At 70.0% G+C, this 26,449-nt stretch carries 27 protein-coding genes; 13 read left to right on the top strand and 14 right to left on the bottom strand.

Going from position 1 to position 26,449, the window contains the following annotated elements; genetic code table 11:
• Positions 1-180: 180 nt before the first annotated feature.
• Positions 181-1,077: a hypothetical protein gene (locus DKT69_RS20115; RefSeq protein ID WP_109803064.1), complete on the bottom strand. Its 897-nt coding sequence runs from the start codon at positions 1,075-1,077 to the stop codon at positions 181-183.
• A 415-nt stretch (positions 1,078-1,492) separates the two neighbouring features.
• Complete coding sequence (locus DKT69_RS20110; protein WP_109803063.1) at positions 1,493-2,329, bottom strand: hypothetical protein; 837 nt, start codon at positions 2,327-2,329, stop codon at positions 1,493-1,495.
• A gap of 122 nt (positions 2,330-2,451) precedes the next feature.
• Here DKT69_RS20110 and DKT69_RS20105 point away from each other — a divergent pair, with 122 nt between their 5' ends.
• Together DKT69_RS20105 and DKT69_RS20100 are read left to right on the top strand one after the other, a co-directional pair.
• Positions 2,452-2,862, top strand: coding sequence for a hypothetical protein (locus DKT69_RS20105; protein WP_236648108.1), 411 nt, complete (start codon positions 2,452-2,454; stop codon positions 2,860-2,862).
• 146 nt (positions 2,863-3,008) lie between these two features.
• Entirely contained in the window at positions 3,009-3,290 is a 282-nt protein-coding gene (locus DKT69_RS20100; RefSeq protein WP_109803062.1) for a YrhB domain-containing protein, read from the top strand.
• A gap of 917 nt (positions 3,291-4,207) precedes the next feature.
• On the opposite strand, the gene DKT69_RS20095 is transcribed toward DKT69_RS20100, so the two are convergent.
• Positions 4,208-4,783 (bottom strand): nucleotidyltransferase family protein, encoded by a 576-nt coding sequence (locus DKT69_RS20095; protein ID WP_109803078.1) that lies wholly within the window; start codon positions 4,781-4,783, stop codon positions 4,208-4,210.
• A 236-nt stretch (positions 4,784-5,019) separates the two neighbouring features.
• Between DKT69_RS20095 and DKT69_RS39965 the strand changes: the two genes are divergently transcribed.
• Positions 5,020-5,415, top strand: coding sequence for an integrase core domain-containing protein (locus DKT69_RS39965; protein ID WP_368666263.1), 396 nt, complete (start codon positions 5,020-5,022; stop codon positions 5,413-5,415).
• On the opposite strand, the gene DKT69_RS20085 is transcribed toward DKT69_RS39965, so the two are convergent.
• Positions 5,377-6,036: an isochorismatase family protein gene (locus tag DKT69_RS20085; protein ID WP_201749754.1), complete on the bottom strand. Its 660-nt coding sequence runs from the start codon at positions 6,034-6,036 to the stop codon at positions 5,377-5,379. The two genes, DKT69_RS39965 and DKT69_RS20085, sit on opposite strands and share 39 nt — an antisense overlap.
• A 4-nt stretch (positions 6,037-6,040) precedes the next feature.
• Entirely contained in the window at positions 6,041-7,003 is a 963-nt protein-coding gene (locus tag DKT69_RS20080; protein ID WP_161557904.1) for an ABC transporter substrate-binding protein, read from the bottom strand.
• Between the two features lie 282 nt (positions 7,004-7,285).
• Here DKT69_RS20080 and DKT69_RS20075 point away from each other — a divergent pair, with 282 nt between their 5' ends.
• From DKT69_RS20075 to DKT69_RS20045, 7 genes are all read left to right on the top strand, one after another.
• Complete coding sequence (locus DKT69_RS20075) at positions 7,286-8,035, top strand: isochorismatase family protein (RefSeq protein WP_161557903.1); 750 nt, start codon at positions 7,286-7,288, stop codon at positions 8,033-8,035.
• A gap of 355 nt (positions 8,036-8,390) precedes the next feature.
• Positions 8,391-9,032: an SRPBCC family protein gene (locus DKT69_RS38415; RefSeq protein WP_161557902.1), complete on the top strand. Its 642-nt coding sequence runs from the start codon at positions 8,391-8,393 to the stop codon at positions 9,030-9,032.
• The gene (locus DKT69_RS20065) at positions 9,029-9,862 is read left to right on the top strand and encodes an FAD binding domain-containing protein (protein WP_109803058.1); all 834 of its coding nucleotides are present in this window, start codon (positions 9,029-9,031) and stop codon (positions 9,860-9,862) included. The genes DKT69_RS38415 and DKT69_RS20065 overlap by 4 nt, the downstream gene beginning before the upstream one ends.
• A complete protein-coding gene (locus DKT69_RS20060) occupies positions 9,859-12,195 on the top strand; it encodes a xanthine dehydrogenase family protein molybdopterin-binding subunit (RefSeq protein ID WP_201749753.1) in 2,337 nt (778 codons plus the stop codon). The genes DKT69_RS20065 and DKT69_RS20060 overlap by 4 nt, the downstream gene beginning before the upstream one ends.
• Positions 12,192-12,653, top strand: a complete 462-nt coding sequence (locus DKT69_RS20055) for a (2Fe-2S)-binding protein (RefSeq protein ID WP_109803056.1) — start codon at positions 12,192-12,194, stop codon at positions 12,651-12,653. Before DKT69_RS20060 ends, DKT69_RS20055 begins: the two co-directional genes overlap by 4 nt.
• Positions 12,650-13,447: an alpha/beta fold hydrolase gene (locus tag DKT69_RS20050; RefSeq protein ID WP_109803055.1), complete on the top strand. Its 798-nt coding sequence runs from the start codon at positions 12,650-12,652 to the stop codon at positions 13,445-13,447. Before DKT69_RS20055 ends, DKT69_RS20050 begins: the two co-directional genes overlap by 4 nt.
• Positions 13,444-14,889 carry a UbiD family decarboxylase gene (locus tag DKT69_RS20045; RefSeq protein WP_109803054.1) on the top strand — a complete coding sequence of 482 codons (1,446 nt, stop codon included), beginning with the start codon at positions 13,444-13,446 and terminating at the stop codon, positions 14,887-14,889. Before DKT69_RS20050 ends, DKT69_RS20045 begins: the two co-directional genes overlap by 4 nt.
• Positions 14,890-14,949: 60 nt before the next feature.
• Here DKT69_RS20045 and DKT69_RS20040 read toward each other — a convergent pair whose 3' ends face one another.
• Both DKT69_RS20040 and DKT69_RS20035 read right to left on the bottom strand, forming a co-directional pair.
• Complete coding sequence (locus tag DKT69_RS20040) at positions 14,950-16,161, bottom strand: MFS transporter (protein ID WP_109803053.1); 1,212 nt, start codon at positions 16,159-16,161, stop codon at positions 14,950-14,952.
• The gene (locus DKT69_RS20035) at positions 16,158-16,967 is read right to left on the bottom strand and encodes an IclR family transcriptional regulator (protein ID WP_161557901.1); all 810 of its coding nucleotides are present in this window, start codon (positions 16,965-16,967) and stop codon (positions 16,158-16,160) included. Before DKT69_RS20035 ends, DKT69_RS20040 begins: the two co-directional genes overlap by 4 nt.
• A 265-nt stretch (positions 16,968-17,232) precedes the next feature.
• On the opposite strand from DKT69_RS20035, the gene DKT69_RS20030 reads away from it, so the two are divergent.
• The 3 genes from DKT69_RS20030 to DKT69_RS20020 are packed head-to-tail and all read left to right on the top strand — an operon-like array spanning position 17,233 to position 19,633.
• Positions 17,233-18,027, top strand: a complete 795-nt coding sequence (locus DKT69_RS20030) for an ABC transporter ATP-binding protein (RefSeq protein WP_109803076.1) — start codon at positions 17,233-17,235, stop codon at positions 18,025-18,027.
• Positions 18,024-18,803, top strand: a complete 780-nt coding sequence (locus tag DKT69_RS20025; RefSeq protein ID WP_109803051.1) for an ABC transporter permease — start codon at positions 18,024-18,026, stop codon at positions 18,801-18,803. Before DKT69_RS20030 ends, DKT69_RS20025 begins: the two co-directional genes overlap by 4 nt.
• Positions 18,803-19,633, top strand: coding sequence for an ABC transporter permease (locus tag DKT69_RS20020; RefSeq protein WP_109803050.1), 831 nt, complete (start codon positions 18,803-18,805; stop codon positions 19,631-19,633). The genes DKT69_RS20025 and DKT69_RS20020 overlap by 1 nt, the downstream gene beginning before the upstream one ends.
• A gap of 107 nt (positions 19,634-19,740) precedes the next feature.
• On the opposite strand, the gene DKT69_RS20015 is transcribed toward DKT69_RS20020, so the two are convergent.
• From DKT69_RS20015 to DKT69_RS19985, 7 genes are read right to left on the bottom strand one after another with little or no spacing between them, the layout of a single operon-like run.
• A complete protein-coding gene (locus tag DKT69_RS20015) occupies positions 19,741-21,183 on the bottom strand; it encodes a pyruvate carboxylase subunit B (protein ID WP_161557900.1) in 1,443 nt (480 codons plus the stop codon).
• The gene (locus DKT69_RS20010; protein ID WP_109803048.1) at positions 21,180-22,538 is read right to left on the bottom strand and encodes an acetyl-CoA carboxylase biotin carboxylase subunit; all 1,359 of its coding nucleotides are present in this window, start codon (positions 22,536-22,538) and stop codon (positions 21,180-21,182) included. Before DKT69_RS20010 ends, DKT69_RS20015 begins: the two co-directional genes overlap by 4 nt.
• Positions 22,539-22,543: 5 nt before the next feature.
• Entirely contained in the window at positions 22,544-23,074 is a 531-nt protein-coding gene (locus DKT69_RS20005) for an acetyl-CoA carboxylase biotin carboxyl carrier protein (protein WP_109803047.1), read from the bottom strand.
• A gap of 1 nt (position 23,075) precedes the next feature.
• The gene (locus DKT69_RS20000) at positions 23,076-23,747 is read right to left on the bottom strand and encodes a 3-oxoacid CoA-transferase subunit B (RefSeq protein ID WP_109803046.1); all 672 of its coding nucleotides are present in this window, start codon (positions 23,745-23,747) and stop codon (positions 23,076-23,078) included.
• Position 23,748: 1 nt separating this feature from the next.
• A complete protein-coding gene (locus DKT69_RS19995) occupies positions 23,749-24,438 on the bottom strand; it encodes a CoA transferase subunit A (protein WP_146231146.1) in 690 nt (229 codons plus the stop codon).
• A complete protein-coding gene (locus DKT69_RS19990; RefSeq protein WP_201749752.1) occupies positions 24,435-25,256 on the bottom strand; it encodes an amidohydrolase family protein in 822 nt (273 codons plus the stop codon). The genes DKT69_RS19995 and DKT69_RS19990 overlap by 4 nt, the downstream gene beginning before the upstream one ends.
• 18 nt (positions 25,257-25,274) lie before the next feature.
• Complete coding sequence (locus DKT69_RS19985) at positions 25,275-26,429, bottom strand: amidase (protein WP_109803043.1); 1,155 nt, start codon at positions 26,427-26,429, stop codon at positions 25,275-25,277.
• Between the last annotated feature and the right edge of the window lie 20 nt (positions 26,430-26,449).

Raw genomic sequence — 26,449 nt, 5'->3', positions numbered from 1 at the left:
TACAAGTGCTGCCTTCAGACCATGAATCATCGATCTTCCCCAGTGCTAGGAGCCCGGGGGGCGTGCTGCGCCTGGTACCCGTCCGAGGAGGCTGGGCGGTCTACGACTGTCCGACAGGAGACCCGCCTTCCCCGGCGTGGCACGTACCCCATGGCGCGAGACCCGGGCTCGCCTCGATTATCAGCCTGCATCAACTCTCGAAGGCGGGATTCGCCAAAGGGTCCAAGAGAGGGACGTCCCATCCCGGATGTCGGCAGCGAACACGTCCTCTGCGACACCGAACACGGCCTCTGGCGACACGCGCATTGTCGACACCTCCACGTCGCTCGTTTCAAAGGGCGGATTCAGGCTGATCCACGCCACAGGGCTGAGCTCGCCGGAGCACAGCAACAGCCCGTGTTCGTAGGTGTCGAGGAGTACCCGCCGGTCGCTCAGGAAACATCCGTACAGGGTGAATACGAAGTCGTCGATTGCCAGATCGTCCGCGTGGAGCCGAGCAAGGGGACGCTGGCTCGGCCATTCCAGGACGGATATCTTGTTATCGAAGCTGGGGTGAGGCATGAGCAGCAGGCGATCTCCGGACGGTGCGAAGCTCGCCGCGACCACGTTCTCGGCGACAAGCTCCACCTTGATCCTGTCGTCCAGCACCCGGGCGACATAGATCAAAGCGCCGTCCTGACCCATAGCTGCATCCAGGACCACCGACCCGTCGTGCGGATGAGGCACGGTGGTCACGCTGGCGTCCACCGCATCAAGAACGGCTTGGTCCAGGACATGTCCCGAACCTAGATCCACCAGGAACACCAGGTGCTCGCCCTTGGCGTCGTACTCGCGGCCCTTGTATTCCAGCCGTTCGAGTGTCGGCGCGGTGACCAGCAGACGGCCGCCCGGCAGCAGCGTCGCGGAATCGGCTGCCGCAATCTCGACCGGGATTGGCCGGCCTGCCGCCATGATGATGACCCGACGGGTGTCGGTCACGACGACGGTCGCCAGGTCCGGACTTGCGGCAAGAAGCTTTGCTGTGGGTGGCACGTCCAAGAACAGCCGCTGGATCGGCTGCAACTGCTCGTCCAGCACACTTACTGTTCGGTCGAGTAAGTGGTATCTGACTACCGGCTCCAGCGAAGGTGGCGCAAGAACACGATCCAGTTGTAAATCCGGGAGTCGACGTACCCATTCCGCTTCGATCCGACGCACCCGATCATCCTGCCAACATCGGGGCAAGCTGTCATCAGCCTCGTGGCGCTACCGCAGCGACTAGGACTGGCTGAGCCTCCGCCGGGCCATCCACATGTCGTGAAGGTGGTCTGATGGCGGGGCACCAGGCCGTGAAGGGCGCAGCCAAGGTCAGTGCCCGATTCTGCCGCGGACGGCGCGTTGCGGAGCGTTACCGCCGGCGTCCCGAGGGACGTCCGGACGTGCCGATGAGGGGGCGGCTCGGCCGAGCTGGGGCCACGGCCGAGCTCGGCGGGTCACGGTCTGGTCGAGTTTGTCAGGGCCGGTTGTGCACGAACCACGCGTCACCGGCGGGGAAGGCAACCGCGACCTCCCACCGGCTCAGGTCGAGGTTCGGGGCGAGCGCCTTGAGCTGGCCGGCCGCGGTCCACGCCTCGTCACCCGGTGCCGGGCGACAACCCACCTGGAACTGCAGCATGGTGCCCCACGACGCGACCAGGCGGGCGTCCCACCGGTGACGCCACTGCGCCAACACCTCGGCGAGCGTCCGCTGGTACTCCCGGGTGAGCGCACCGAAGAAGTCCACCCAGTACCCCGAGCTGGGGACGTCGCTGGTGGGCAACAACATGAGCAGGACGCTGTCAGGCGTGTACCAGTAGTCGGTCTGCGTCACGAACCGCACGCGGCCAAGCACCCGGGCGTACAGGTCGGCGTCGGCGAGCAGCCGATCGTACAGCGCCCGCTCCAGCGCCTGGCGCGGAGTCGGCAGCGCCCCATCCGACACCAGGGCCGTCAGGTCCAGGTCGACGCTGGCCATGCCACGCGCGTAGTACTCGACCTCGCCCTCGTCGACCTCGTCGTCCTCGCTGTAGTGGCGGTAGGCCAGCCAGGGTTCGGAAGACTCGGCCGCCTCGGCGAACGCGCGCAGCTCCGACTCCGACGGACCCGGCTCGGGCTCGGGCCGGATCCTCAGCGTGTTGTCGAAGTCGTCGGTGACCATGACGGGTCGGCGTCCGATGACCGGCACCAGTGCGTCGGCAGCCTGCCAGGCCTCGTGCAGGCGATTGGGGTCGATGTCGGCGACGAGGACAGTGCCCGACGGGCCGTGCCCGATCGGCAGGCAGCCGGCGAACGGCTGGACTGCAGCGCACACATCTGGCCGCGATCCGCGCGCCACGCAACGTGACAGCGGTGCCGTCCGCTCGTATCCGGAACTGCCGATGAGCGTTGCGTTTGCCCTTGAGATTTGCAACCGGCGAGGCTACCGTCGCGCGAATGCCAGATGATCCGTTGGATTCAGGCAAGCCGCGCGAAGGGCTGGCCCGGGGCCTGCGCGCGGTGCTCATCTGGGCCCCTATCGGGCTGCCAGCGGTCGTGCTTCACTATGTCGTTTGGGATGCGACCGACAGCTACTGGCTCGGGTATCTGGCGGGGTCGGTGCTGCCCGTCGTGGTAATGCCATGGCTCGCGCCTCGGGTGTCCTACCGCCGTCGGGACGCGCTGATCACTGTGATCGCGTGGCCATACATGGCGGGTCAGATCGCGTCGCGAATGGCGTTGCTGCCGTACCGGGACTGGGCGCCCCGGACGGACGAGGTGCGCCGATCCCGCTGGCATCACAACCCGCGCTATGCCGGCTACTGGTGGATCTCCCGCAAACCGTCACCGTGGCCGCCGAAGAGGTGACAGGTCCCCGGACCATTCATACCCACATGCCACGATTAGCGCGCTACTCAGCGTCACGACAAGCCTCCGCGGCACGCGCACGGACGTGCCGATGACAGCGCGTTGGCTCGGTCCTGCATCATCGTTCCAGCGTTAGGGTCACGAGCATGACCGATGAAGAGGCTCGCGAGATCGCACTTGCCTTCCTCGCTGACCGCATGGATGAGATCCGCACCGGTGGATGGGTGATCACCGGTGCGTGGGAGCACGAGACCGCTTGGTCCGTGGGCTACCAGTCCCGCGCCTTCATCGAGTCAGGCCGCATCTCCGACGCGTTGGCCGGCAACGGGCCTGTGGTCGTGCCCAAGTCCGGCGCGGACCCATGGCTGGCCTGGTCCGGTCGGCCGGTAGAAGAACAGATCTCCGAGGGCCGGCCCACCCTCGGATGAACGCACTGACATGCCGCTGACAAAGCGCGGCGTCCGTGAGCGCGCTCGTCACTGTCCGTGCCCACCGTCGGGTCGCTCGCTCCGTGCTGCGGGGCGGGCGGCCCTGCGTTAGGCAGGCTGTCCCGGCTGACCGTGTGGGTCGGTTGGGGCCGGGATCGGGGGAGCACGTTGGGAGCAGTCGGGTGCACTGAACGGCGTTGAACTGCACTCAACGGCACCGAACGGCGCTCAGCGGCATACGCCCCGACCTGCGGTCTTGCGTTTTCGCAGGTCAGAGCCGGCGGAGCGTCCTGCTTCACACAACTGCACTCAACGGCAGTGAACAGCAGTCGACGGCACTCTATATCGGCTGGTAGGGGAGTATCCGCAGGTCAGGGCGGTCAGGGGCTTGTAGCAGTTGGGGCCTTACAGGTGGGTGCAGATCGGGCGCAGCTTGGCGAAGTGGTCACCCGTCCGAAGTGGTCTCACCGAGGCCAGACGGAGGGAACGCCGTGACCTGCGACGATGCAGGCGAGCGCGTCGGTGTGACCTCCCAGAGAAAACCGAAGTGGTCAACCTGCAGGCCCTATGGATCCGACCGTCTCGCCGGTTCTCCCTGGCCGCCTCAGCGGGACGTTGCTGGAAGGAGCTAATCGACATCTGTCGCTGCATGTCCCCGTTCGGGTGGCGGCGCCCGTCGTAAGGGCTGGAACATCAATCTCACCGACAGTCCGATGACCAGCGCTTCCTGCTCTGAGACCTCTTTGGCGACCCCGAAGGCGTCAGTCGCCGGGGCGTTACATGATCACGAGACGTGCTCATCTGTAGCCGATTGGCGGAGGCGGGGGAGATCCGTGCGGCGGGCGGCCGGAGCGGCTTTCGGCGAGGTCCGCCGGTCACCATCCGGGGCGAGGCGAACGCGGCGGGCGGAGGTGGGGTCAGGCTTCGCGGATGTCCGCGGGTATGTCGATGTCGCCATCGTCGGCGACGTCGACGCACGACACGACCTGCACCTCGGCTGCGTGCCGTCGTAGGTAGGGCCGGGCACCGACGTCGCCGATGGCCGTCCGGGCGATGCCGGTCCAGTGCGAGCGGCCGAGCAGCACGGGATGGCCTCGCCGCTCGCCATAGCCGGCCATGGCGAGCGCGTCCGCGTCGGCGAGCGAGCCGACGCGTCGGGCCGCTGCCGCCGTCACGCCCGGCATGTCGACCAGCAGGACGACCGCGGCGCTGGCATCGGTTGCGGCGAGTGCCGCCAACCCGGCCCGCAGCGACGAGCCCATACCGCTCTCCCAGTCGGGATTGTCGACGACAACCGCTGCGCCTAGCTCGGCGACCGCCCGGATGTCGGCCGCCGCTGCCCCGAGCACCACCACCACGGGCGCGCAGCCCGCCGCGACGGCTACCTCGATCGCGCGCTCGACCAGCAGCCGCCCGTGGTGGCGGACCAGCGCCTTGGGCATGCCGAAACGGCGGCCAGCGCCGGCCGCGAGGACCAACCCGGCGAGGCGCATCGGCATACCGGCAACGCTATCGCCACGGCCGCTGAACCGGGAGGTAGCCGGTTCGGCGCGCCGCGCCATAGTGGGGCATGGCCGCACGTCGCCGAACCACTCCTAACTGCCTCTGACTGTGCAGACGGCGAACAGCCTTGTCATGGACATCGAGGACGCCGCCGGTTGCCGGGCGCGGTTCCTGTGGGGGCGGGAAGCTCCCCGAGTTGCTCGACGCGGTCCTCCCAGACGCGGGCATGGACGTCGTCCTGAGCGGCGTCCGGATGCCGCGAATGAACTCGGTTATGGAACGGTGGGTGCAGACGGGGCGGCGCGAACTGCTGGACCGCAGCTTGATCTGGAACCAGCGGCACCTGCTCCACGCCCTGCGCGACTTCGAACAGTTCTACAACGGGCACCGCCCGCACCAGGGCATTTGCGAACGCGCCCGCTGTACCCGTTGCCTCCGCCGGTCGCCGATCCGGACAAGTTGGCTCGCCTCGATATACGAAGACGCCAACGCCTCGGCGGCATCCTCAACGAGTACCGGCATGCCGCGTGAAATGCATGGACGAGGTCTTCGGCAAGGGCAGCGGCGCTGGTCCTTCCCCCTGCTACGTACGGGACGGTTGCCCGCTGCGGAGTTCCAGTGACTTGATGATTTGCCCGGAGGGGGCCACGTCGGCGTACTTGGTCCGCATGTCGAAGAGGTTGGCCAGGTGTGGGGCCTCGTCCCGGTCGGCACAGCAGTCCTCTGCCACGACGACGCGGTAGCCGTACTGCATCCCGTCGACGACGGTCGCCCGTACGCAGCCGCTGGTGGTGCAGCCGGTGACGATCAGCGAGTCGACGCGCGCGGCCGCCAGCATCGAGTGCAGGGACGTGCCGAAGAACGCGGACGCGTACTGCTTGAGGATGACGACCTCCGCATCCGACGGGGCCACCCGCGGGTCGACCTGCACGGCTGGCGTGTTCCGCCGGAGGGCATCCAGCCGGGGATACTTGAGCGGCCACACCCCGGCGTCGGCGAGGTCCGGCCGGTAGCCCACCACCGTGTACCAGACCGGCACGTCCGCGGTCCGTGCCGCGGCAAGAAGATCGACGGTGGCCTCGATCGCCGCGGACATGTCACCGCCGATGGGGCTGGCCGGGTCGGTGAAGCCGAGCTGGAAATCCACCACGAGCAGCGCAGGACGCTCGCCCAGTCCGATCTCCTGCCCGAGGTCCTGGCTCGCGTAGAGGGCCTCGGCCCTCGTGTAGTCGAGGTGCATCATCGGCTCACTTCGCCTGGTACGCGAGCTTGCTGACGTCCACGTCGCCGTTGAACAGGCCCAGCTCTTTCATCGCGTCCAGCCACCGCTTGACGTCGTCGGGGCGCACGGACGGGTCGTAGAGCGGCAGCTCGAACGACTTGGCGACCTCCTCCGGCAGCTTCGTGTACTTCTGCAGGACCTGGCGCGCCTCCGCGTCGTGCTCCTTGATGTACGTGGTGGCGTCCTGGAGGCACCTCTGGTACGCCTGCACGGCGCTGGAGTGGGACTCGGCCCACTGGCGGTTGGCGCCCCACCAGATCACGCTGATCTCGTCGCCCAGGGACGAGAACGGGGTGCCGATGTTCCGGCCGCCCTTCGCCTTGATGGCCGCGTTGAACGGCCGTACGGTCTCCACCGCGTCGACCCGTCCGGCCGCCAGCTGGTCGGCCTGGCTCGGGCCGTCCACCTGGACGATTTGAACGGAGCTCGGGTCGACGCCCGCTTGCTTGAGCAGCCGCAGGGTGGCGTAGTGCAGGGTGCCGACCTCGGTGAGCACTCCGATCTTCTTGCCGGCGAGGTCGCTAACGTTGCGGATCGGGGACTTGTCCTGCACGAACAGGTAGCTGTTCGCGTTGTCCTTCGTGTCGGTCGAGGAGCCGGCGATCTCCGTGACGGGGATGCCCTGCGCGGTCGCGGTGATGGCCTGGACCGGCGTGGTGAAGATGATGTCGAAGTTCTTGCCGAGGGCCGGCGGCAGCGTGCCGACGTTCTCGATCTTGGTGAAGTTAATCTTCAGGTTCTGCTTGTCGCACAGGTTCTTCTCGACCGCGACCCACAGCGGCAGAGCGCTGCTGTTCGAATTGCTGGCAACCCGCAGCGTGGTCTTGCTCCCGCTGCTGCCGGAGCCGCCGTCGGTCGATCCTCCGCAACCCGCGGCCATCAGGGTGAACGCGGCCGCCGCCGCCAAGAACCAGCTCTTCGATCGCACGGGTCCCTCTTTCGATCGTGTGCGGCGGACGCCTCGGGTGGGAGGGGTGCAGCTCGCTAATTGACCTCTCTGCGAGGCATGGTGTCCATTTTGCAGGACAGTAGCCACCTCCATGGCGGCCGTCAACGCGTCACCCCGGTCGAGTGTCTGGACCTTGACTGCCGCCGGTGGATCGCCCTATCGTCCCGCTGACAAAACATCCTGTCCTCGTCGCGAGTCAACTGCCGCGCCGTGCGGCGCGCGGTCTTTCGTGGACGCGTGGGTGAGACGAAGGGGCTTCGCGTGCGCCCGTGGGATCGCTTCCTGACCGACAGCGACCGGGACATCTTCGACCGCTCGGGCTTCGGCGGCTCGGTCGGCTTCGGCGCCCGCCCGGTTCTTCTCGTCGTCGACATCAACTACAACTTCTGCGGTGAGTACCGGCTGCCGCTGCGGGAGTCGGTCGACCGCTGGCCCAGCAGTTGCGGGCCGCAGGCGTGGGATGCTGTGGAGCGGACGAAGACCCTGCTCGCGGCGGCGCGCGCGGCGGCCATGCCGGTCTTTTTCAGTAGCGGCTTCCGCGAGGGGTCGACCTTCTTCGACCGGGGCCGCTGGAACGACAAGAGTCCGCGGTCCCGCGAGCACCAGGCCAATCCGCGTGGCAACGACATCGTCGACGCCCTGGCCCCGCTGTCGCACGAGATCGTGGTGCGCAAGGGGCGGCCCAGCGCCTTCTTCGGCACGATGCTCGCCTCGTACCTCGTGGACCTCGGGGCCGACACGCTGGTCGTTTGCGGTACCACCACGAGCGGGTGCGTACGGGCGACGGTCACCGACGCCTTCTCGCTCAACTACCGGGTGGTCGTGGTCGAGGAGTGCACGTTCGACCGCGGCGAGGCGTCGCACGCGATGTCGCTGTTCGACCTGCACCAGAAGTACGCGGACGTGCGGTCGCTCGCCGACACGGTGGCTCACTTCGCCGGGCTTTCGCGCGACCTGTACGCGAACACGTTGCTCGGCGGCGAGATGGCCGCCGGGTCCGACCGCGGCTGAGCGGGCTTAGCGCCCGGCGGAGGACGCCGGGCCGCCTGGGTCTCCTCGGCGGTCTCCGGCGGTTCTGGCGTCGGTGAGGCCGGGATGTCGCCGCTCGGGTGCTCCTCGACCGATCGGATCACGCCGGGGCTCGCCTCGCCCGTCTGGTCGTTCACCGCCAGGTCCGGCTCTGGGTGGTTGGAATTCATGGCTATTTATCACCCGGCCGGCGGCCGTCCGCTCACTGCGTACGGGTGAATCGGCGCAGTGCCTTCCGGCGGCCTTGACGTATCCGTCGATGAAACCTAGTGTCCTGTCTACAGGACACCACGTCTCGCTTGGCGGTCTATCAATGAAAATCGGTTCAACTTTCACCGTGCCCGTGGACTGCGAACGGGTCTTCGAACTCTTCCTGGACCCGCACACGATGGCGGCCTGTATCCCGGGCTGCGAAGAGCTGGTACAGGTCGACGAGCGGCACTACTCCGGGCGCCTGGTCAACGAGATCGCGCACGTGCGCTTCAACGCCTCCTTCTCGGCGGAGATCGTCGGCCTCGACCCGCCGCGCGAGGTGCGGGCCGTGCTCAAGGGCGAGGACCGCCGGCTGGGCAGCTCCCTCAAGCTCGACGCCGTCCTCGGCGTGCTTCCCAACGGCAACGGCTCCGAGGTCAGCTACAGCATGGAGATGGCGCTCTGGGGCAAGCTCGGCCGGATGGGCGAGTCCATCTTCCGGCGGCGCACCGCGGAGGTGGAGAAGCAGTTCGTCGAGAAGTTCACCCAGATCTGCACCGGCGTCCCGATCGACGAGGTCAGGGCCGGCGGGAAGGCGAAGGCGGTACCGGCCACCGGCGCCGCTCCGGCCGCCGCCGAGGCCGGTGGTGTCGCGCAGCCGGTGGCCGTGGTGGAGACGCCGCTCGCCGAGCAGCCGGTGCCGGTGAAGAAGCCCGCGCTGGTCGGTGCGGTGCTGGCGTTCGTGGCCTGGCTGTTCGGCCGGCGGCGCGCGAGGAGTGGCAAATGAAGCCGCCACTGCACCAGCCGACCTCGCTGGCCGAGGCGTGCGAGCTTCTCGACACCCTCGAGGAGACGATGGTCTACGGCGGCGGTACGGCGATCCAGATCCTCATCAAGCAGGGGGTGCTGTTCGCCGGTAACCTCGTCGACCTCTCCCGGGTTCCCGGACTCGCCGAGATTGAGGAGACGGCCGAGGGCCTTCGGGTGGGGCCGATGACCACGCTCCGGCGGATGGAGACCAGCGAGGTCGTCCGTCGCCGGGTGCCGCTGGCCGCGCAGACCTACGGCCACGTCGCCAACCCGCGGGTCCGCAACACCGCGAGCGTCGGCGGCAACATCGCCCACGGCGACTACCGGCTCGACCCGCCGACGGCGCTGCTCGTCCTCGGTGCCCGCGTCGAGCTGACCTCGGTCCGCGGTACGCGTACCGTGCCCATCCGCGACTTCTTCGTCGACTTCCAGGTCACCGCCGTGGAGCCGGGGGAGCTGATCACCGCGCTGCACATCCCGGCCGCTCCGGCCGGGAACTCGTCGACCTTCGTGAAAATGAGCAGCCTCGGGGAGAATGACTGGCCCGCCGCGTCCGTGGCCGCGCAGGTAGACGCGGAGCGACGGACGCTCCGGCTGGGGCTCGGCGCGCTGGCCCACGTGCCCCGGTACGTCGAGGTCCCGCTCGACGGTGGCGGCGTCGACGCGGCGGTCGCCGCGGCCACGGCCGCCGTCGAGCCGGAGCTCGACCCGATTCCCGACGTCCGCGGCAGCGCCGACTACAAGCGGAAGCTCGGCCTCGTCGCAACCGAGGACGCCGTCCGGCGCGCATGGGAGGAAGCCCGATGACGCAGACCACCCCCGAACCCGGCGTCGACACGGGCGTCGGCTCCCGCCGGTCCCGCGTCGGCGCCGCCGGCAAGGTCCTTGGCCAGCTCCGGCACGTCGCCGACCGGCCGCACGGCGGCTGCGCGCACGTCGCGGTGCACCGGAGCACCCGCCCGCACGCGCGGATCACGAGCATCGACGTCTCCGAGGCCGCCGCCCTCGACGGCGTCGAGGGCGTGGTCACCGGCGCCGACCTGTACAAGGTCCTCGGTGACCGGATGTTCACCGGTCCGGCCTTCTCCGACCAGCCGCCGCTCGCCGTCGACCGGGTCCGCTACGTCGGCGAGCCGGTCGTCGCGGTCCTGGCCCGTGACGTCGCCACGGCCCGCGAGGCCGCAGAGCTCGTGTACGTCGAGTACGAGGACCTCGAGCCGATCTACGACGTCGCGGACGCCCTCGCGGAGCGGGCCTTCGTGCACGACGCGCTGCGGCCGTCGGTCGTCTTCGGCGACCTGCGGCACCTGTCGGGCAAGACCGAGACCAACATCGCGTACCAGTACAACCTGAAGCTCGGCGACCCGGAGAGCGCCGCGACCCAGGGCACCTCGGTCGGCTTCGAGTTCTGGGCGCCGCCAGTGCACCACGTGCCGATCGAACTGCCGGCGACCATCGGCTGGGTGGAGGCCGACCGGCTCGAGCTGTACTCGACGACGCAGACGCCGTCCTACGTGCGCCAGTCGGTGGCCGACATGCTCGGCCTGCCGCTCAGTCACGTGCGCATCCGCGTGGCGCCGCTCGGTGGCAGCTTCGGGTCCAAGATGTACGACCGGCTCGAACCCCTCATCGCGGCGCTGGCCTGGCTCCACCGACGCGAGGTGCGGATGGTCGCCTCCCGCGAGGAGGCCTTCCTGCTGACCACCCGCCACGGGGCCGGCGTCATCAGCAGCATGTCGGCGGACGCCGACGGCAACCTCACCTCGGCCATCGCCGACGTCCGCTACGACACCGGCGCGTACGCCGACGTCGGCCCGCGCATCACCGCGAAGTCGGGGATGATCGCCGCCGGCCCCTACAAGATCCCGAACGTCGCCATCCGGTCCCGGTGCATCTACACCAACAAGCCGTCGGCCGGCCCGTTTCGCGGCTTCGGCGTCCCCCAGGTCACCTGGTCGCACGAGACGCTGATCGACGAACTCGCCCGCGCGCGCGGTGAGGACCCGGCCGGGTTCCGGCGCCGCAACCTGCTGCGCGAGGGCGACGAGAGCTACATGGGCACCGTCATGCACAGCGCCGACTTCGTCGGCTGCCTGGACGCGGTGACCGAGGCGATCGGCTGGGACAAGCCACTCGACCGTGGCTCGGGTCGCTGGCGGCGCGGGCGCGGTGTCGCGGTCGGCATCAAGGCCGTCCTCACGCCCACCGTCGCGAACGCCGTGCTGCAGCTGAACCAGGACGGGTCGGCCACCCTGATGATCAGTACGGTCGACATGGGCCAGGGCAGCGACACGATCATGCCGCAGATCGTGGCCGAGGTGCTGAGCATGGACGCGGAGCGGATCCGAGTCGTCGCCGTCGACACCGACGTCACGCCGTACGACACCATCACCGCTGGCAGCCGCTCGACCTACCACACCGGTAACGCGGTGCGGGGTGTCGCCGAGCGGATGCGCGAGCGCCTGGTCGACCTCGCCGCCAAGCGTGCGGGCGGCTCCAGCAGAGACCTGAAGCTGACCGCCGACGGTGTGCTCAACACGGCGAGCGGCGAGGTCTACCGCATCTCCGAGCTCATCCACGAGCACTTCGGAGCGCGGGGCGCGACGCTGACCGAGGAGTTCAACTACACGACCAGCTGGCAGCCGTACGACAAGGAGACCGGTCGGTCGGCGAAGGCGACCGAGCACTGGTTTGCCGGCGCCGTCGCCGTGCAGTTGCTGGTAGACCGGTGGACCGGACGGGTACGCGTCGAGCACCTCGTCGTGGCCGGTGACGTCGGGCGCGCCATCAACCCGACCCTTGTGGAGCAGCAGCTCGCCGGATCGGCGATCATGGGCCTGGGCCACGCGCTCTTCGACGAGCTGGTCTTCGACCAGGGCCAGATGCTGAACTCGACTCTGCTGGACTACCAGCTCCCGTCGGTCAAGGACCTGCCCGGCAAGCTCACCCCGATCATCATCGAGAGTCCGCACGCCACCGGGCCGTTCGGGGCGAAGGGCGTCGGCGAGACCGGGATCATCCCGATCGCGCCGGCCGTCGCCAACGCGGTGCGGGACGCCGTGGGGGTCCGCATCACCCGCCTGCCGCTCTCCCCGGAGCGCGTGCTGCAGGCGATGGACGAGGCAGGAGTCGAGAAGTGAAGCTCATCCAGCTGACCGTCAACGGTCGCCGGTACGACGTACCCGTCGACGACGACGAGCTCCTGCTCGACGTCCTGCGCGACAAGATCGGCGCCTACAGCGTCCGCGAGGGCTGCGGGGTCGGCGCGTGCGGCGCGTGCACCGTCCTCGTCGGCGGTACCAGCGTGAGCAGCTGCCTGGCGCGGGCGGTGCGGTACGACGGGGCCGAGCTGACGACCGCGGACGGGCTGCCGGAGGACGACGCGGTGGTGACCGCGTTCGTCGAGTCGCGGGCCATGCAGTGTGGGTACTGCATCCCCGGGTTCGTCCTCATGGCGCACGAGTTGCTGGCGGAGAACCCGCAGCCGGACCGCGAGCAGATCGTCGCCCACCTGGAGGGCAACATCTGCCGGTGCGGCACGTACCAGGAGATCTGCCGGGCCGTGGAGGTTGCGGCGGAACGGAGGGCGCGGGCATGAGGGTCGAGACCGAGCGCGGCACGTTCGAGGTGCACCGGACCGGAGACACCGGGCCGGTGGTCCTGCTGCTGCACCCGTTGGCGCTGTCGGGCCGGTTCTGGGACCCGATCGCGGCCGTCCTAGGCGAGCGGGCGCAGGTGTTCGCGCTCGACGCCCGCGGGCACGGCGCCACGGCCTGGGACGGCAAGCCGTTCACCATCCACGACATGGCCGAGGACGCTGCGGCGGTGCTGCGGACGCTGACCGGAGGCGCGCCGGCCCGGCTGGCCGGCATGTCCATGGGCGGCTGCACCGCGATCGCCCTCGCCGAGCGCCACCCCGAGCTGGTCGACCGGTTATTGCTGGCGGACACCACCGCCTGCTACGGCCCGGACCGCGAGGCCAACTGGGCCGAGCGGGCGAGGAACGTGGAAAGCAAGCCCCGCCAGGAGCTGATTGACTTCCAGGTCACTCGCTGGTTCAGTGATGCCTTCCGGGAGAAAAACCCGGACGAAGTGCAGCGGCTCGTAGACATCTTCCTGGCTACCGACTCCGCCGCCCACGCCGCCGCGTCCCGGGCGATGGGCGGCTTCGACGGCACCGCCGAACTGGGGCGGATCACCGCGGAGACGCTGGTCGTCGTCGGCGAGGGGGATTACGCCACGCCGCCGGAGATGGCTGCGGTGCTCGCCGACGGGATCCCCCGGACCGCGCTGGAGGTGCTCCCCGGAGCGCGCCATATGTCGCTGCTCGAGCGCCCGGACTACTGGCCTATTCTGGCCGCGCACCTGGTGGACGGGAGGCTTCCGCGATGACCGATGAACCGCTACTCAGCCTGCGTACGTTCATCGAGGACGTGGAGCGGATCGGGGAGCTGCGGCACGTCCACGGTGCACACTGGGACCTTGAGATCGGCGGCATCGCCGAGCTGAGCTACCGCCGACCGAAGCCGCAGGCGCTGCTCTTCGACGACATCGTCGACTACCCGTCCGGCCACCGGCTGCTGGTCGGCAGCACGGGCACGTCGAGGCGCTTCGGCCGTACCCTGCGGCTGGGTGACGACCTCGACGACTTCGGCCTGGTCGAGGCGTTGCGGGGCAAGCCATCGAAGTGGGCGGCGGCCGCTCGCGACTTCCCGGTAGAGGTGGTGGAGCGGGCGCCGTTCCACGAGAACGTGCTGGAGGGGAACGACGCCAACCTGCTGGCGTTTCCCGTACCGCGCTGGCACGGCCACGACGGCGGCCGGTTCATCGGTACCGGCTGCTTGGTGGTAACCAGCGACCCGGAGACCGGCGTCCACAATGGCGGGTGCTACCGGATGCAGGTCCAGGACGACGGTCGGGCGACGACGATCGCCGCCGTACCGGGTAAACACGGGGCGCAGAACATCGAGCGGTGGTTCGCCCGGGAGGGCCGGGCCCCGGTCACCGTCAGCTTCGGTCACGACCCCCTCCTGCTCGCGCTGGGCGGCACAGAGGTGCCCGGCGGCATCTCCGAACTGGAGTACGCCGGCGCGGTGCTCGGTCAGCGGGTCCCCGTCGTCCTCGGGGAGGAGACCGGGCTGCCCATCCCGGCCGGGACCGAGATCGTGGTCGAGGGCTGGCTCACGCCCGAGGAGAGCCGGGTGGAGGGCCCGTTCGGCGAGTGGACCGGCTACTACGCCGGCTCGCCGCGCCCGACGCCGAACCTGCGAGTGAACCGGATCTACTACCGGGACAACCCGATCCTGCTCGGTGCCCCGCCCGGCAAGCCCCCGCATGACTACAGCTACATGCGGACCGTGATGAAGTCCGCGATGATCCAGGACGAGCTGGTCTCCATGGGAGTACCGGGCGTGAAGTCGGCCTGGGCGCACGAGACCGGCGGCGGCCGGCTGTTCATCGCCGTGGCCATCGAGCAGCGCTACGCCGGCCACGCCCGGCAGGTGGGTTACCTGGCGGCGCAGTGCCCGGCGGCGGCCTACATGAACCGCTACGTCGTGGTCGTGGACGAAGACATAGACGTCACCGACCTCGGCGAGGTGGTCTGGGCGATGTCCACCCGGAGCGATCCGGCGACCGACATCGAGATCATGAACAGGACCTGGGGCAGCAAGCTCGACCCCATGCTGGAGCCGGACCAGACGCCGTACAACAGCCGTGCGGTCATCGACGCCTGCCGTCCCTGGCACCGGCTGAAGTCGTTCCCGCGCGTCGCGGAGAGCGACCCGGCCTACCTGCGCGAGGTGCAGCAGCGCTGGGGGCAGTTCCTCGACTGACTACCCCGTCCCCCGCCGGCCGCCACACCACCTGGTCTGGCGGCCGGCGCGCATCAGGGGTCAGCCGGCCGGGGTCGAGGCTACGTGCTGGGACCGGCCGAAGGTCGCCACCACGCTGAGCGGCACTCCGATGGCCGCCGGCAGGACGAACAGCAGCGGGTTCGCGGGACCCGCCAGCAGGAGGCCGCCGACGTAGGTGCCGGCGGCGTTGCCGATGAAGAGCATGGCCGCGAACGCGGACACCACCAGCGCCCGCGACTCCGGCGCCACGTCGGTGGCCCACGCCTGCAGGCTCGTGTGCATCAGCGCCCACGCGGCGCCGAGCAGCGCGCAGGCCCCGAAGGCGGCGACCGCGCTGCGGCTCATCGCGAGCAGGGTGAACGCCGCAATCAGGCAGGCGCCGCCGGCGCCGATGATCGCCCCTGGGGAGCGCCGTCGCGCCAGCCGCTTCACGCCGGCCGCGCTGGCCACCACGCCGATACCGTAGACCGCGACCACCAGCCCCGACACCGACGGGCTGGCCCCCTGGGTCTGCAGCACGGTGGGCACGAAGACGAGGAAGCCCAGCACGGTGAAGCCTTCCAGCCAGGAAATGCTCAGTACCAGCAGCGCGCCGCGGTTGCGGGCGAGCGCGGGGAGCCGGCCGAACAGCGGCTGACGGGGGCCGCGCCGAGGCTCGGGCAGCCGGGAGAGCAGCACCGCCAGTACGCCGGCCACCACGGCCGTGACGGCGAAGGCGCTGCGCCAACCAAGGTGTTCGGCGACGACGGCGGCCGCGACGGTGCCGATCGTGAGGCCCAGGGCAGTGCCGGTGGCGAGGTCGGCGAGGGCGGGCTGCCGGCGCTGCATCGGGAGCATGTCACCGATGTAGATCAGGGCTCCGGGGACGGCGGCGGCGAAGGTGGCACCGGCGATCGTCCGGGCCGCCAGCAGGGCGGGCAGTCCGGGCGCCACGACGGAGAACGCCCCGGACAGGCAGGCGAGGGCGAGCGCCAGGCGCATGGTCCGCACCCGCCCCAGGCGTTCGGAGACCATCGCCCAGACCAGCTGCATGATCCCGTACGCGAAGAAGTAGGAGGTTGCGACGAGTGCGACGGCGTCGACGGACCGGTGCAGGTCCCGCGCGATGAGCAGGATGATCGGGGCGATCGAGGCCCGGTCCAGCGCGCTGGTGAACGAGGTCAGCTGCAGCAGTCGCAGGTTCCCCCGGCTGACCGGCTCGCTCGCCAGGGCGCCCGGCGCCGGGTGGTACCGCGTCGACGTCCGTCTCACGCGGGGGTCGTCTCGAGGTCGTCCTCCACGTCGTCCGCCAGGGCGGGCCGCGTGCCGCCGATGCGCTGCATGAGGCGCTCGGCGCCGTCGCGCAGGCGCGCGCCGAACTCCGCGACCGTATTCTCGTTCAGCTCACTGGAGAAGGCGATGGTGGTGAGCACGAGGTTGACCCGCCCACGCCCGTCGAACACGGGGGTGGCCACCGCTCCCTGGGCGAGGTCGTACTCGCGGAGGCTCTGGCTGTAGCCGATCCGTCGGACCCTGGCGAAGACCTTCTTCAACTCGTCGAGGTCGGTCACCGTGTGCTCGGTGAACTTCTGCAGCGAGTGCCGCCGCACCCGCCCCTCGAACTGGTCGAACGGCGCCCACGCCTCGAAGGCCTGCATGATCGCAGGTGCGGAGAACGGGAACCGGTCCCCGATGCCGATAGTGACCCGGACACCGGTCCGGCGTTCACCCTTGGCGGTGACGATGTAGCCGCCGGAGCCGTCACGCTCCGCGGCGAAGACGACGAGTGCGAGCTCACGGCTCAGTTCGTTGAGGGCATCCTGGACGACCACCGCGCTGAGCGTGGTGTTGACCCCGGTCAGCGAGAGCAGTCGCGGTCCGAGGGTCCATCCGGCGCGGTCGCCCATGTTGGCCGCCCAGCCCATTGACTGGAGGGTGCCGAGGATGTTGTAGCACGTGCTCCGGTTGAGCCCCAGTTCGCTTACAAGCCGGCCGGGGGAGACCGCGGCCGGCCACTCGGCCGCCAGCGTCTCCAGGATGCGGACCGACGATGCGACCGCAGGTACCTCGCTGGGCATGCGACCTCCTGACATGGGTTCGAAGCCCTTAGCTCTTTCCAGGGGAGAGGAACGTTTGTCCCCTATAGCAGACGAGGCATCTGTACCAGAGTAAGAACTTTACGGCGTGGCTGCAACGGTTGACTGCGGCATGACCCGTCCCTAGTCTCCTAGGTGAGACGTGACGTATGCCATGCAAGTCAATCAGACCCGCGTTGATCACTGTTTAGGGCCGTTGCGGCGCACGTCAGAGCTTAGACCGGACCGAGAGAGGGCCATGGCCGCGATGTCGACAGTTCAGAAGAGCGGCGTCGCCGCACTGGAGTGCCAGGACCTACGGGTGACCCTGGTCGGAGCCGCGGGGGCGGTCGACATCCTCCGAGGCGTGGACCTGGCCGTCCAGCCCGGCGAGTTCGTGTCGATCCTCGGCCCCTCCGGCTCCGGGAAGACAACGTTGCTGCGGGTGCTCGGCGGCCTCCAGAGCATCGCGGGGGGCGAGGCCAGGTGCAACGGCACCGCGGTGTCCGGTCCGCCGGACGGCGTGGTCACAGTGTTCCAGGACTACTCCAACTCCCTCCTGCCGTGGCGCAGCGTCCGCCGCAACGTGGCGCTGGGCATCGAGTCGAACTGCTCCAAGCAGGAGTGCCGGGAGCGGGTGGAGGCAGCCCTGGCCATGGTGAACCTCCAGGCGAGCGCCGACGAGTACCCCTGGCGGCTGTCCGGCGGTATGCAGCAGCGGGTCCAGATCGCCCGGGCGCTGGCGATGCGCCCCTCGGTGCTGCTCATGGACGAGCCGTTCGGCGCGCTCGACGCCATGACCAAAGCGTCCCTCCAGGACCAGTTACAGAGAGTCCAGGAGGCGACCGGCACCACGGTCGTCTTCGTGACCCACGACGTCGAGGAAGCGGTGTACCTCAGCGACCGGGTGGTCGTGCTCGCGGGCAAGCCTGCCTCGGTCGGGCTGTCGCTCGACGTGGACCTGGGCCGTCCGCGCGACCAGATCACCACCAAGGAACGGCCGGACTACCTCCAGCTGCGCCACCAGGTGTACGCCGCGCTCGGGCACGAGGTCCCGCGGTGACCCGCGCGCTCCTGCGCCGGGTCAACGTCCTCGGCCTGCTCACCCTCCTCGGCTTCTTCCTGCTGTGGGAGCTGCTTGTCCGTACGGGCATCCTGCGCTTCGAGTACCTCCCGGCCCCCAGCGGAGTGCTGACGGCCGGCGCGGATCTGGTCAGCAGCGGTGAGCTACCGACCAACCTCGGGCACACCCTGGAGGCCACCGTCGCCGGCTGGCTGCTCGCCACCGTCGTCGGCGTCCTGCTCGGCACGCTGATGGCGCTGGTACGCCCGGTCTGGGTGTACTCGATGGCCAGCATCGACGCGCTCCGCTCGCTGCCGATCGTCGCCTTCGTACCCGTCGCGGTGCTCCTGCTCGGCTTCACGACGCAGATGGAGATCGTCGTCGCCTTCTACGCCGCAGTGTGGCCGGTGCTGCTCAACACCGTCGCCGGGCTGCGCGCGGTGCACCCGCGGCTGATCGAGGTGGGGCGGGTGCTGCGGGTCGACGGGGTACGCGAGTTGTGGAAGCTCCGGTTGCCGGCGGCCACGCCGTACATCGTCACCGGCATGCGGCTGGGCCTGGCCGTCTCCCTGGTGCTTATCCTCGTCGCGGAGATGGTCGGCAACCCGTCCGGGGTCGGCTTCGCCCTCATCTCCGCGTCCCAGTCGCTCCAGCCGGAAGTGATGTTCGCCTACATCGTCACCGTCAGCCTGTCGGGCATCGTGCTCAACGCCCTGCTCGTCGGGCTGGTCAGCATCGTCTTTCGTGGACAGATGGCCGCCGCAGGGGAGAAGTGATGAGCGCCGACGCGGCCACCACACCGCTCACGCCCAAGGAGTCCGCCGGTACCACGGCTGCGCGAGCCAAGCGCCGCCGGGGCGGCGCCCCGCTACGCGGCCTGCTGCCGCTGGTTCTGGGGCTCGTGCTCTGGCAGGTGCTGGCGCCCGCGCAGTCGCCGTACTTCCCGGCGCCCAGTGAGTGGGGCCGCGCCCTATTGCCACTGGTCAAGGACGGGTCGCTGCTGACGGCCATCGGCTGGTCCTTCCTCACCTTCGTCCTGGGCCTGCTGCTGGCAACCGTGGTGGGGGCGGCCATCGGCGCCCTCATCGGCGCCAACCGCACCGTCGACCGCGCCCTCGGGCCGACCCTGGAGAGCCTGCGGGTGCTCCCCGCGGCCGCGCTCGTACCGCTCGCGACCCTGGTCCTCGGCTACTCGATGCAGATGAAGCTCCTCGTCGTCGTCCTGCCGGCGACCTGGCCCATCCTGCTGAGCGTGCGCACCGCGCGCCGGTCGTTGAGCCCGGTGCTCATGGACATGTCGCGCACCCTCGGGCTCGGCCGGGGCGAGCGGGTACGCAAGATCCTCATTCCCGCGCTCACGCCGTCGATGCTGCTCGGCATCCGGATCGCCGCGCCGCTCGCGCTGATCATCACGCTCCTCGTCGAGATCGTGACGCGGATCAACGGGCTGGGCGGGTTGCTCGGGTTCGCCCAGGCGAGCTTCCTCACCGCCCAGGTCTACGGGCTACTGGTGATCGCCGGTGCCCTCGGCTTCCTCGTCAACTGGGCGGTGACCCACGCCGAGCACGCCGTCTCGATGCGAATGACCGGCGGGGCGGCGGACTGACGCCGTTGCCGATCTTGGACACTTGGCGGTGCCATGGCCCGCCAAGTGTCCAAGATCGCGAAAAGGGGGCGGGGACCGATCGGTCCCCGCCCCCTTTCTGCTTCGGATCAGCGCGGCACGGTCAGGCGGACGTGCTTCACGCCGGGGATCTTGCTCGCCTCGCGGACCAGCTGAGCGATCGACCCCGCGTCGGCCATGGAGAGGTTGTTACGCGCCCTCTTCCGCTGCGAGGCCCGCATCTCCTCCAGTACCTCGGGCATGAACAGGGTCGCCAGGAGCAGGTCCTCGTCGGTGTGGAAGGGGCCGTGCTGCTTGCGTACCCGGTCGAGGATCGGCTCGGCCAGCGCGCTGGGCCGCTCGGTCACCGGCTCCTCGCCCTGCGCGACCCGGTCGAGCAGGTTCTGGTCGACCGGCGCCGGGGTGCGGCCCCAGTAGCCGAGGAGGTAGTTGCGGATCTCGTCCGGGACGATCTCGTAGCGGCCGTGCACCACGTTGAGCAGCGCCTGGGTACCGATGAACTGGGAGAACGGGGTCTGCACGTTCGGGTACCCGAACTCGGCGCGGACGCGCGGCATCTCCTCCATCACCGCCGCGAGCCGGTCGCTCATGCCCACCTGGGCGAGCTGTTCGCGGAAGTTGGCGAGCATGCCGCCCGGCATCTGGTGTACGTAGTAGCCGGGGTCGTACTCGGCGATCGTGCCGGTCGGCTTGCCCAGGCGGGCCGCCAGGTCGCGGAAGTACGCGGCGATCTCGGCGGTCGCCTCCTCGTCGACGCCGGTCTCATACCCCTGCCAGCGCAGGCTCCGCGTCATCGCATCGTCGGCCGGCAGCGACGGGCCGTTGGCCAGCGGGGCCGTGCAGGTCCAGATCGCCGATGCCCCGTGTTGGATGGCGGCGATGTTGGCCGCCGGCCCCATGCCGGTGATGCAGTGCGAGTGGCAGTAGATCGGGACGTCGCCGCACGCCTGCCGCAGCGCGGGGAACAGCGTGGCGGCCCGCTCCGGCGTGAGGAGGCCACCGGCGTCCTTCACGATCAGCGCGTCGACGCCCAGCGCGATGAACTCGGCGGCCGCGTTGGCGAAGAACTCGTCGGTGTGCATGGGGCTGATGGTGAACTGGATGGAGCCCTCGGTGCGGCAGCCGGCCTCCCGGGCCGCCCGGATCCCGACCTCCGTCGTGCGTACGTCGTTCATCCCGGCGGTGATCCACATGTGTTCGATCCCGGCCCGCGCGGCTGTCTTGTTGAACAGCTCCACGACCTCGTCCGGGTACACGCGGGAGATGCTGAAGAAGTAGGCCATGCCCATCATCCGCAGCGGCGTGTGCCGGACGTGCTGGCGCACCCGCCGGATCCGCTCCCACGGGTTCTCACCCAGGAACCGGACGCAGACGTCCATGTTGACCGTCGCCATGAACTCCAGCGAGTGGTATCCGGCCCGATCCATGGCGGGCAGGATCGGCAGCATCATGTCCGTCGTCATGCGGGTGGCCCACAGCGACTGGTTGCCGTCCCGCAGTGTGGTGTCGATGAGTCCCGCGCGCTTGCTCACGGTCGGCGAGCCCCTTTCCAATTGCTGTCCACCCAGGTGGTGTGCAGGTTCGAGGAGATGAAGTCGGGCTGGGCGACGAGCCACGAGTGGAACGGCAGCGTCGTCGGGACGCCGTCCACCGCGAACTCGGCCAGGCAGCGCCGGGACCGCTCGAGCGCCTGCTCGCGGGTGTCGCCCCAGACGATCAGCTTGGCCAGCAGCGAGTCGTAGTACGGGGGCACCGCCCGCCCCTGCTCCATGTGGGTGTCCAACCGCACCCACGGGCCGGCCGGGGGACGCCAGCGCCGCACGGTCCCCGCGGCGGGCAGGAAGCCGTTTCCGGGATCCTCGCAGTTGACCCGGAACTCGATGACGTGACCGCTCATCGTCACCTCGTCCTGGCTCACCGGCAGCGGCTCGCCGGACGTGACGAGCAGTTGGAGCCGCACTAGGTCCAGCCCGGTCAGCAGCTCGCTCACCGGGTGCTCGACCTGCAGGCGGGTGTTCATCTCGATGAAGTAGTGCTCGCCGGTGTCCAGGTCGAACAGGAACTCCACGGTGCCGGCCCCCTCGTAGCCCATGCCACGGGCCAGGCGGCAGGCGGAGTCGGTGATCGCGTTGCGCGCCGCGTCGTCCAGGATGGGCGACGGCGCCTCCTCGACCAGCTTCTGGTACCGACGCTGCGTCGTGCAGTCGCGTTCGAACAGGTGGATGACGTTCCCGTACCGGTCGCCGACGATCTGCACCTCGATGTGCCGGCCGCGCTCGATGTACCGCTCGACGTACAGCGTCGGGTTGCCGAACGCGGCGTCGGCCTCGGCGGCCGACTGGGCGAGCGCGCCGGCGAGGTCGGCAGTGTCGTCGACCCGACGCAGTCCTCGGCCGCCGCCGCCGGCCGAGGCCTTGATCAGCAGCGGCAGGCCGATCTGTTCGAGCACCGCGTCGGCCGAGGCTGCGCTGCCGTCCAGCGTGCCGCCGGGGACCACGGGGATCCCGAGCCGCTCGGCCGTGTCCCGGGCGGGGAGCTTGTCGCCAAGCCCGCGCATGGTGTCGCCGCGCGGGCCGATGAACTGAATGCCGTTGCGGGCGCACTCGTCGGCGAACTCGGCGTTCTCGGCCAGGAACCCGTAGCCCGGATGGAGCGCGTCGCAGCCCGTGTGCAGGGCGGTGACCAGCAGGGCGTCGGCGTTCAGGTAGCTCTGCTTGGCCTGGGCGGGTCCGATGCAGACGGCCTTGTCGGCCAACTGCGTGGCGAGGGTGTCGCGGTCGGCCTCGGAGAACACGGCGACCGTCTCGATCCCGAGGTCCCGGCACGCCCGGATGATCCGGACGGCGATCTCCCCGCGGTTGGCGACGAGTACGCGGCGGATGGCCATGCCGGTCAGGCGCCCGCAGCCGGGGACAGGTACATGATCACCTGCTGGTACTCGACGAGCGTCGCGTCCTCGACGCAGATCTCGGCGACCGTGCCGGCCACCTCGCTCGGTACGGTGGTGAACATCTTCATCACCTCGAGCGTCCCCACCGGGTCGCCGACCGCGACCGCGGAGCCGACCTCCACATAGGGCGGTTTTTCCGGGGTCGGGCGGCGGTAGAACACCCCCACGGAGGGGGAGTGGACCGGGATCAGGCCGGTGCGGTCGACCGCCGGCGTGCTGCTGTCCATAGCAGAGGCAGCTGACGGCGCGGAGGCCGTTGGGGCCGCCGTCGGAGCCGGAGCCGGAGCGCTGGCGGCCGCCGGAGCCGGGGCCGCCGGACGGGCCGGGGCCGCGCCGTCGATGTGCTCGTTGCGGGACACCAGCAGGTCGACGTCGCCGACCACCAGGCGCAGCTCCCGCAGGTCGGAGTCGGCGAAGGCGCGGACGATCTGGGTCAGCTCCGCCGTCGAGATGGTCGGCGGCTCGGGAGGCATGTCAGGCACGTGCGTGTTCTCCCCTCGGGGTCTGTGCAGCGGTCGCCGGCACCAGCTCGGCGTCGGTGCGCTCCTGCACCTCGTCGAAGCTGACACCCTCGGCCAGCTCGATCAGCTCGAAGCGCCCGTCGCTTCTCGGCTCTAGGACGGCGAGGTCGGTGTAGACGCGCCCGACCACGCCGCGGGCGGTCAGCGGGTAGCTGCACGTCCGCAGCAGCCGCGGCTCGCCGCCCTTGCCGACGTGCTCCATCGCCACCCACACGCGGCGGGCACCGGCCGCGAGGTCGGCCGCGCCGCCGAGTGCGCCGGTGCTCTTTTGGGGCAGCCGCCAGTTGGCGAGGTCGCTGTTGGCGCCGACCTGGAACGCGCCCAGCACGGCCAGGTCGAGGTGGCCGCCGCGGATGAGGCCGAAGGACATCAGCGAGTCGAAGAAGCACCCGCCCGGCACGATCGTGGCCGGCCGCTTACCGGCGTCGACGAGGTCCGGGTCCTCCTGTCCGGGCGGTGGCGGCCCGCCCATGCCGAGGATGCCGTTCTCGCTCTGCACCAGCGTCTCGGGGTGGGCGATGAACTGCGCGCACAGGGTGGGGATGCCGATGCCGAGGTTGACCGACCAGCCCCGTCCGATGTCGGCGGCCACCCGGCGAGCGATGTCGATGCGTTCCTGCGGCATGTCAGCCCTCCGCCGTCTTCGTGGGTAGCTCGACGACCGCGTCAACGAGCACGCTGGGGACCGTCACGGCCTGCGGATCGATCTCGCCGACCGGTAGCACGCGCTCGACCTGAGCCACCGTGTACCGCGCGGCCATGGCCATGACCGGGTTGAAGTTGATGCCGGCGTAGCGGCAGACGATGTTGCCCCGGGTGTCGGCGATCGCGCCCTTGATCAGCGCCGCGTCGGCGGGGAGCGCCGGGACGAGCAGCCACCGCTGGCCGTTGAACTCCATCTCCTGGTACGCGGCGCCGAACTCCATGTCCAGTCCGGTGGGGGTGAGTACCCCGCCGAGCCCGGCACCGGCCGCCCGGATCCGCTCTGCGAGGGTGCCCTGGGGCACCAGTTGCAGCTTGACGTCGCCGGCTTCGACGGCCGCGAGTACCTGAGGAGCGGTGTGGCCGACGGGGAAGGAGCAGATGACCCGCTTGAGGCCGCCGGGGTAGAGGAAGCTGCCGAAGTCGCTGTTGTTGGCGACCATCGTCAGGTGGCGCAGCTGCCGCAGCGCCAGGGCCTCGCGGAGCGCCACCGGGGTGCCGGCCCCGCCGAACCCGCCGACCATGACGGTGGAGTGATCGGCGATGGGGGCGAGGGCCTCCTCGACCGACATGACCTTGCTCAGCATCGTCCGGTCGTCGGCCACGGCGGTCACGCGTCCCACCCAAGCAGGCGCTGGGCGTTGGTGAGGAGCACCTTCTCGCGTACCTCGTCCTTGACCGGCAGGTGTTGGAACTCGGCCATCCACCGGTCCGGCTTGAGCCACGGGTAGTCTGACCCGAAGAGCACCCGGTCGGAGATGACGCTGTTCAGGTACTTGACGACCTCGTCCGGGATGTACTTGGGTGCCCAGCCCGAGAGGTCCACCCAGACGTTCGCCTTGTGCCGGGCGATGGCGAGCAGGTCCAGGTGCCACGGCCAGGCGAAGTGGGCGGCGATGATGTTCAGATCCGGGAAGTCGGCGGCGACGTCGTCCACGTCGGGCAGCGGGTGCCCGTACTTGAGCTTCAGCCCGCGGCCACCCGGGGAGCCGGCGCCGATGCCGGTGGTACCGGTGTGCACCAGCAGCGGCCAGTTGTGCGCCTGGCAGAACTCCCAGAGCGGGTAGAACCGCCGGTCGGCCAGGTGGAACTGCTGGGTGATCGGCTGGAGCTTCAGGCCGCGAAGGCCGAGCGCGGCGCACCGCTCGAGCTCCTCGAGCGCGGCCGCGCCCTTGTTCGGGTCAACCGAGGCGAACCCGATCAGCCGGCCGCCCGACTTCGCCGCGAGCTCGGCGATCGCGCCGTTGTCGATCCGCTGCCCGGTGGTGGTCTCCTTGTCCACGTCGAAGATGACTGCGCCCATGTCGCGGCTGGTGTAGTACTCCAATAGGTCGGCGGAGCTGCCGCTCGATCCGAAGACCTGCTGCGCGTCCTTGCGGGCGGTGTCGGCCTCGGTCGTGTGCAGGTGGACGTGGACGTCGATGGCGCGCATGGCCAAGGTCTCCAGTTGTTAGGGGGTGTCGTTCCACAGTGAAAGCAGCGAGAGGTCGTCGCCGCGGCGGGCGATCAGCCCCAGCCCGACCGGCAGCGTTCCGGCGGTGCATGCCGGCACGGACAGCTGCGGGGCGCCCCAGAGGCCGGCCGGAGCCATGAGCCGGAAGAGCCGTACGCGTTGCCGGTCCAGCTCCTCGAGGGGCGCCGAGAGGGAGGGCGCCGGGCCCGGCGCTGCCGGCAGGCACAGCACCTCTCCGGGTTCGACGGCGCCGCCGAGCAGGGCGGCGATGGCGTCCCGGTCGGCGCAGGCCCGGTCGTAGTCGGCCCGCGTGGTCTGCGCGCAGTTCAGCAGCCGGGCGCCGACGCCGGTGCCCAACTCGTCCGCGTGCTGCTGTGCCCAGCCGCCGTGCAGCTGCCAGGCCTCGTAGCTCTGTATCACGCCCCGGATCTGGGCCCACTGGGCCACGTCGATGCCGAGGCGCCGATCGGGGGCCACCCGGCCGGGGAAGCGTGACCGCAGCGTGGCGCGCAGGACGTCGGCGATCCCGTCGTCGGCGATCTCCAGGCCCTCGACGAGGGGCACGAAGACCGGCGGGCGGGGCGGTTCAGCCGGTGGCGGCGCGAGGAGCACCTGGCCGACGCGCAGCATCGTGCGCGCGTCGCTCGCCAACCAGCCGACCGTGTCGAAAGACGGGGCGAGGGCGGTGACCCCGGCCACCGGGATCCGGCCCCAACTGGGTCGGAAGCCGAACACGCCGCAGTAGGAGGCCGGTATCCGGACGGATCCGCCGGTGTCCGTACCGAGCGCGAAGTCGCACTCGCCGGCGGCCACCGCGGACGCCGAGCCGGAGGACGAGCCGCCGGGGATGCGGCCGACGGCGGCCGGATTGCGGGGGGTGCCGTAGTGCGGGTTGGTGCCGTTGAGGCTGAACGCAAGCTCGTCGCTGATGGCCTTGCCGACCAGCGACGCGCCCGCGGCGAGCAGGGTGTCGACGACTGGCGCGGACTCGTGGGGCGTCGGGTGCGAGGACGCCCATGCGGGGCTGCCGGCCGTCGTCGGGATGCCAGCCACGTCGATGACATCCTTGACGACGAACCGGAGCCCCGCGAGCGGCCCGGAAGGAGCGCCGGGGAGGTCGACCGCCCGGAGGACGGCCGGCACCGTCGACATCGCCCCGCTCACTCCTTCCG

Source organism: Micromonospora sicca, assembly GCF_003172935.1.
Classification (GTDB): domain Bacteria; phylum Actinomycetota; class Actinomycetes; order Mycobacteriales; family Micromonosporaceae; genus Micromonospora; species Micromonospora sicca.
The sequence above is the reverse complement of the archived record's forward strand: the minus strand, read 5'-3'. Positions and strand labels throughout refer to the sequence as shown.

What these genes read in the sequence shown, in the direction of transcription:
- DKT69_RS20105 (WP_236648108.1), top strand. Translation starts at nt 2,452, where the DNA reads ATGCCAGATGATCCGTTGGATTCAGGCAAGCCGCGCGAAGGGCTGGCC.
- DKT69_RS20100 (WP_109803062.1), top strand. Translation starts at nt 3,009, where the DNA reads ATGACCGATGAAGAGGCTCGCGAGATCGCACTTGCCTTCCTCGCTGAC.
- DKT69_RS20095 (WP_109803078.1), bottom strand. Translation starts at nt 4,783, where the DNA reads ATGCGCCTCGCCGGGTTGGTCCTCGCGGCCGGCGCTGGCCGCCGTTTC.
- DKT69_RS39965 (WP_368666263.1), top strand. Translation starts at nt 5,020, where the DNA reads ATGGACGTCGTCCTGAGCGGCGTCCGGATGCCGCGAATGAACTCGGTT.
- DKT69_RS20085 (WP_201749754.1), bottom strand. Translation starts at nt 6,036, where the DNA reads ATGATGCACCTCGACTACACGAGGGCCGAGGCCCTCTACGCGAGCCAG.
- DKT69_RS20065 (WP_109803058.1), top strand. Translation starts at nt 9,029, where the DNA reads ATGAAGCCGCCACTGCACCAGCCGACCTCGCTGGCCGAGGCGTGCGAG.
- DKT69_RS20060 (WP_201749753.1), top strand. Translation starts at nt 9,859, where the DNA reads ATGACGCAGACCACCCCCGAACCCGGCGTCGACACGGGCGTCGGCTCC.
- DKT69_RS20050 (WP_109803055.1), top strand. Translation starts at nt 12,650, where the DNA reads ATGAGGGTCGAGACCGAGCGCGGCACGTTCGAGGTGCACCGGACCGGA.
- DKT69_RS20045 (WP_109803054.1), top strand. Translation starts at nt 13,444, where the DNA reads ATGACCGATGAACCGCTACTCAGCCTGCGTACGTTCATCGAGGACGTG.
- DKT69_RS20035 (WP_161557901.1), bottom strand. Translation starts at nt 16,967, where the DNA reads ATGCCCAGCGAGGTACCTGCGGTCGCATCGTCGGTCCGCATCCTGGAG.
- DKT69_RS20030 (WP_109803076.1), top strand. Translation starts at nt 17,233, where the DNA reads ATGTCGACAGTTCAGAAGAGCGGCGTCGCCGCACTGGAGTGCCAGGAC.
- DKT69_RS20020 (WP_109803050.1), top strand. Translation starts at nt 18,803, where the DNA reads ATGAGCGCCGACGCGGCCACCACACCGCTCACGCCCAAGGAGTCCGCC.
- DKT69_RS20010 (WP_109803048.1), bottom strand. Translation starts at nt 22,538, where the DNA reads ATGGCCATCCGCCGCGTACTCGTCGCCAACCGCGGGGAGATCGCCGTC.
- DKT69_RS20005 (WP_109803047.1), bottom strand. Translation starts at nt 23,074, where the DNA reads ATGCCTCCCGAGCCGCCGACCATCTCGACGGCGGAGCTGACCCAGATC.
- DKT69_RS20000 (WP_109803046.1), bottom strand. Translation starts at nt 23,747, where the DNA reads ATGCCGCAGGAACGCATCGACATCGCTCGCCGGGTGGCCGCCGACATC.
- DKT69_RS19990 (WP_201749752.1), bottom strand. Translation starts at nt 25,256, where the DNA reads ATGCGCGCCATCGACGTCCACGTCCACCTGCACACGACCGAGGCCGAC.
- DKT69_RS19985 (WP_109803043.1), bottom strand. Translation starts at nt 26,429, where the DNA reads ATGTCGACGGTGCCGGCCGTCCTCCGGGCGGTCGACCTCCCCGGCGCT.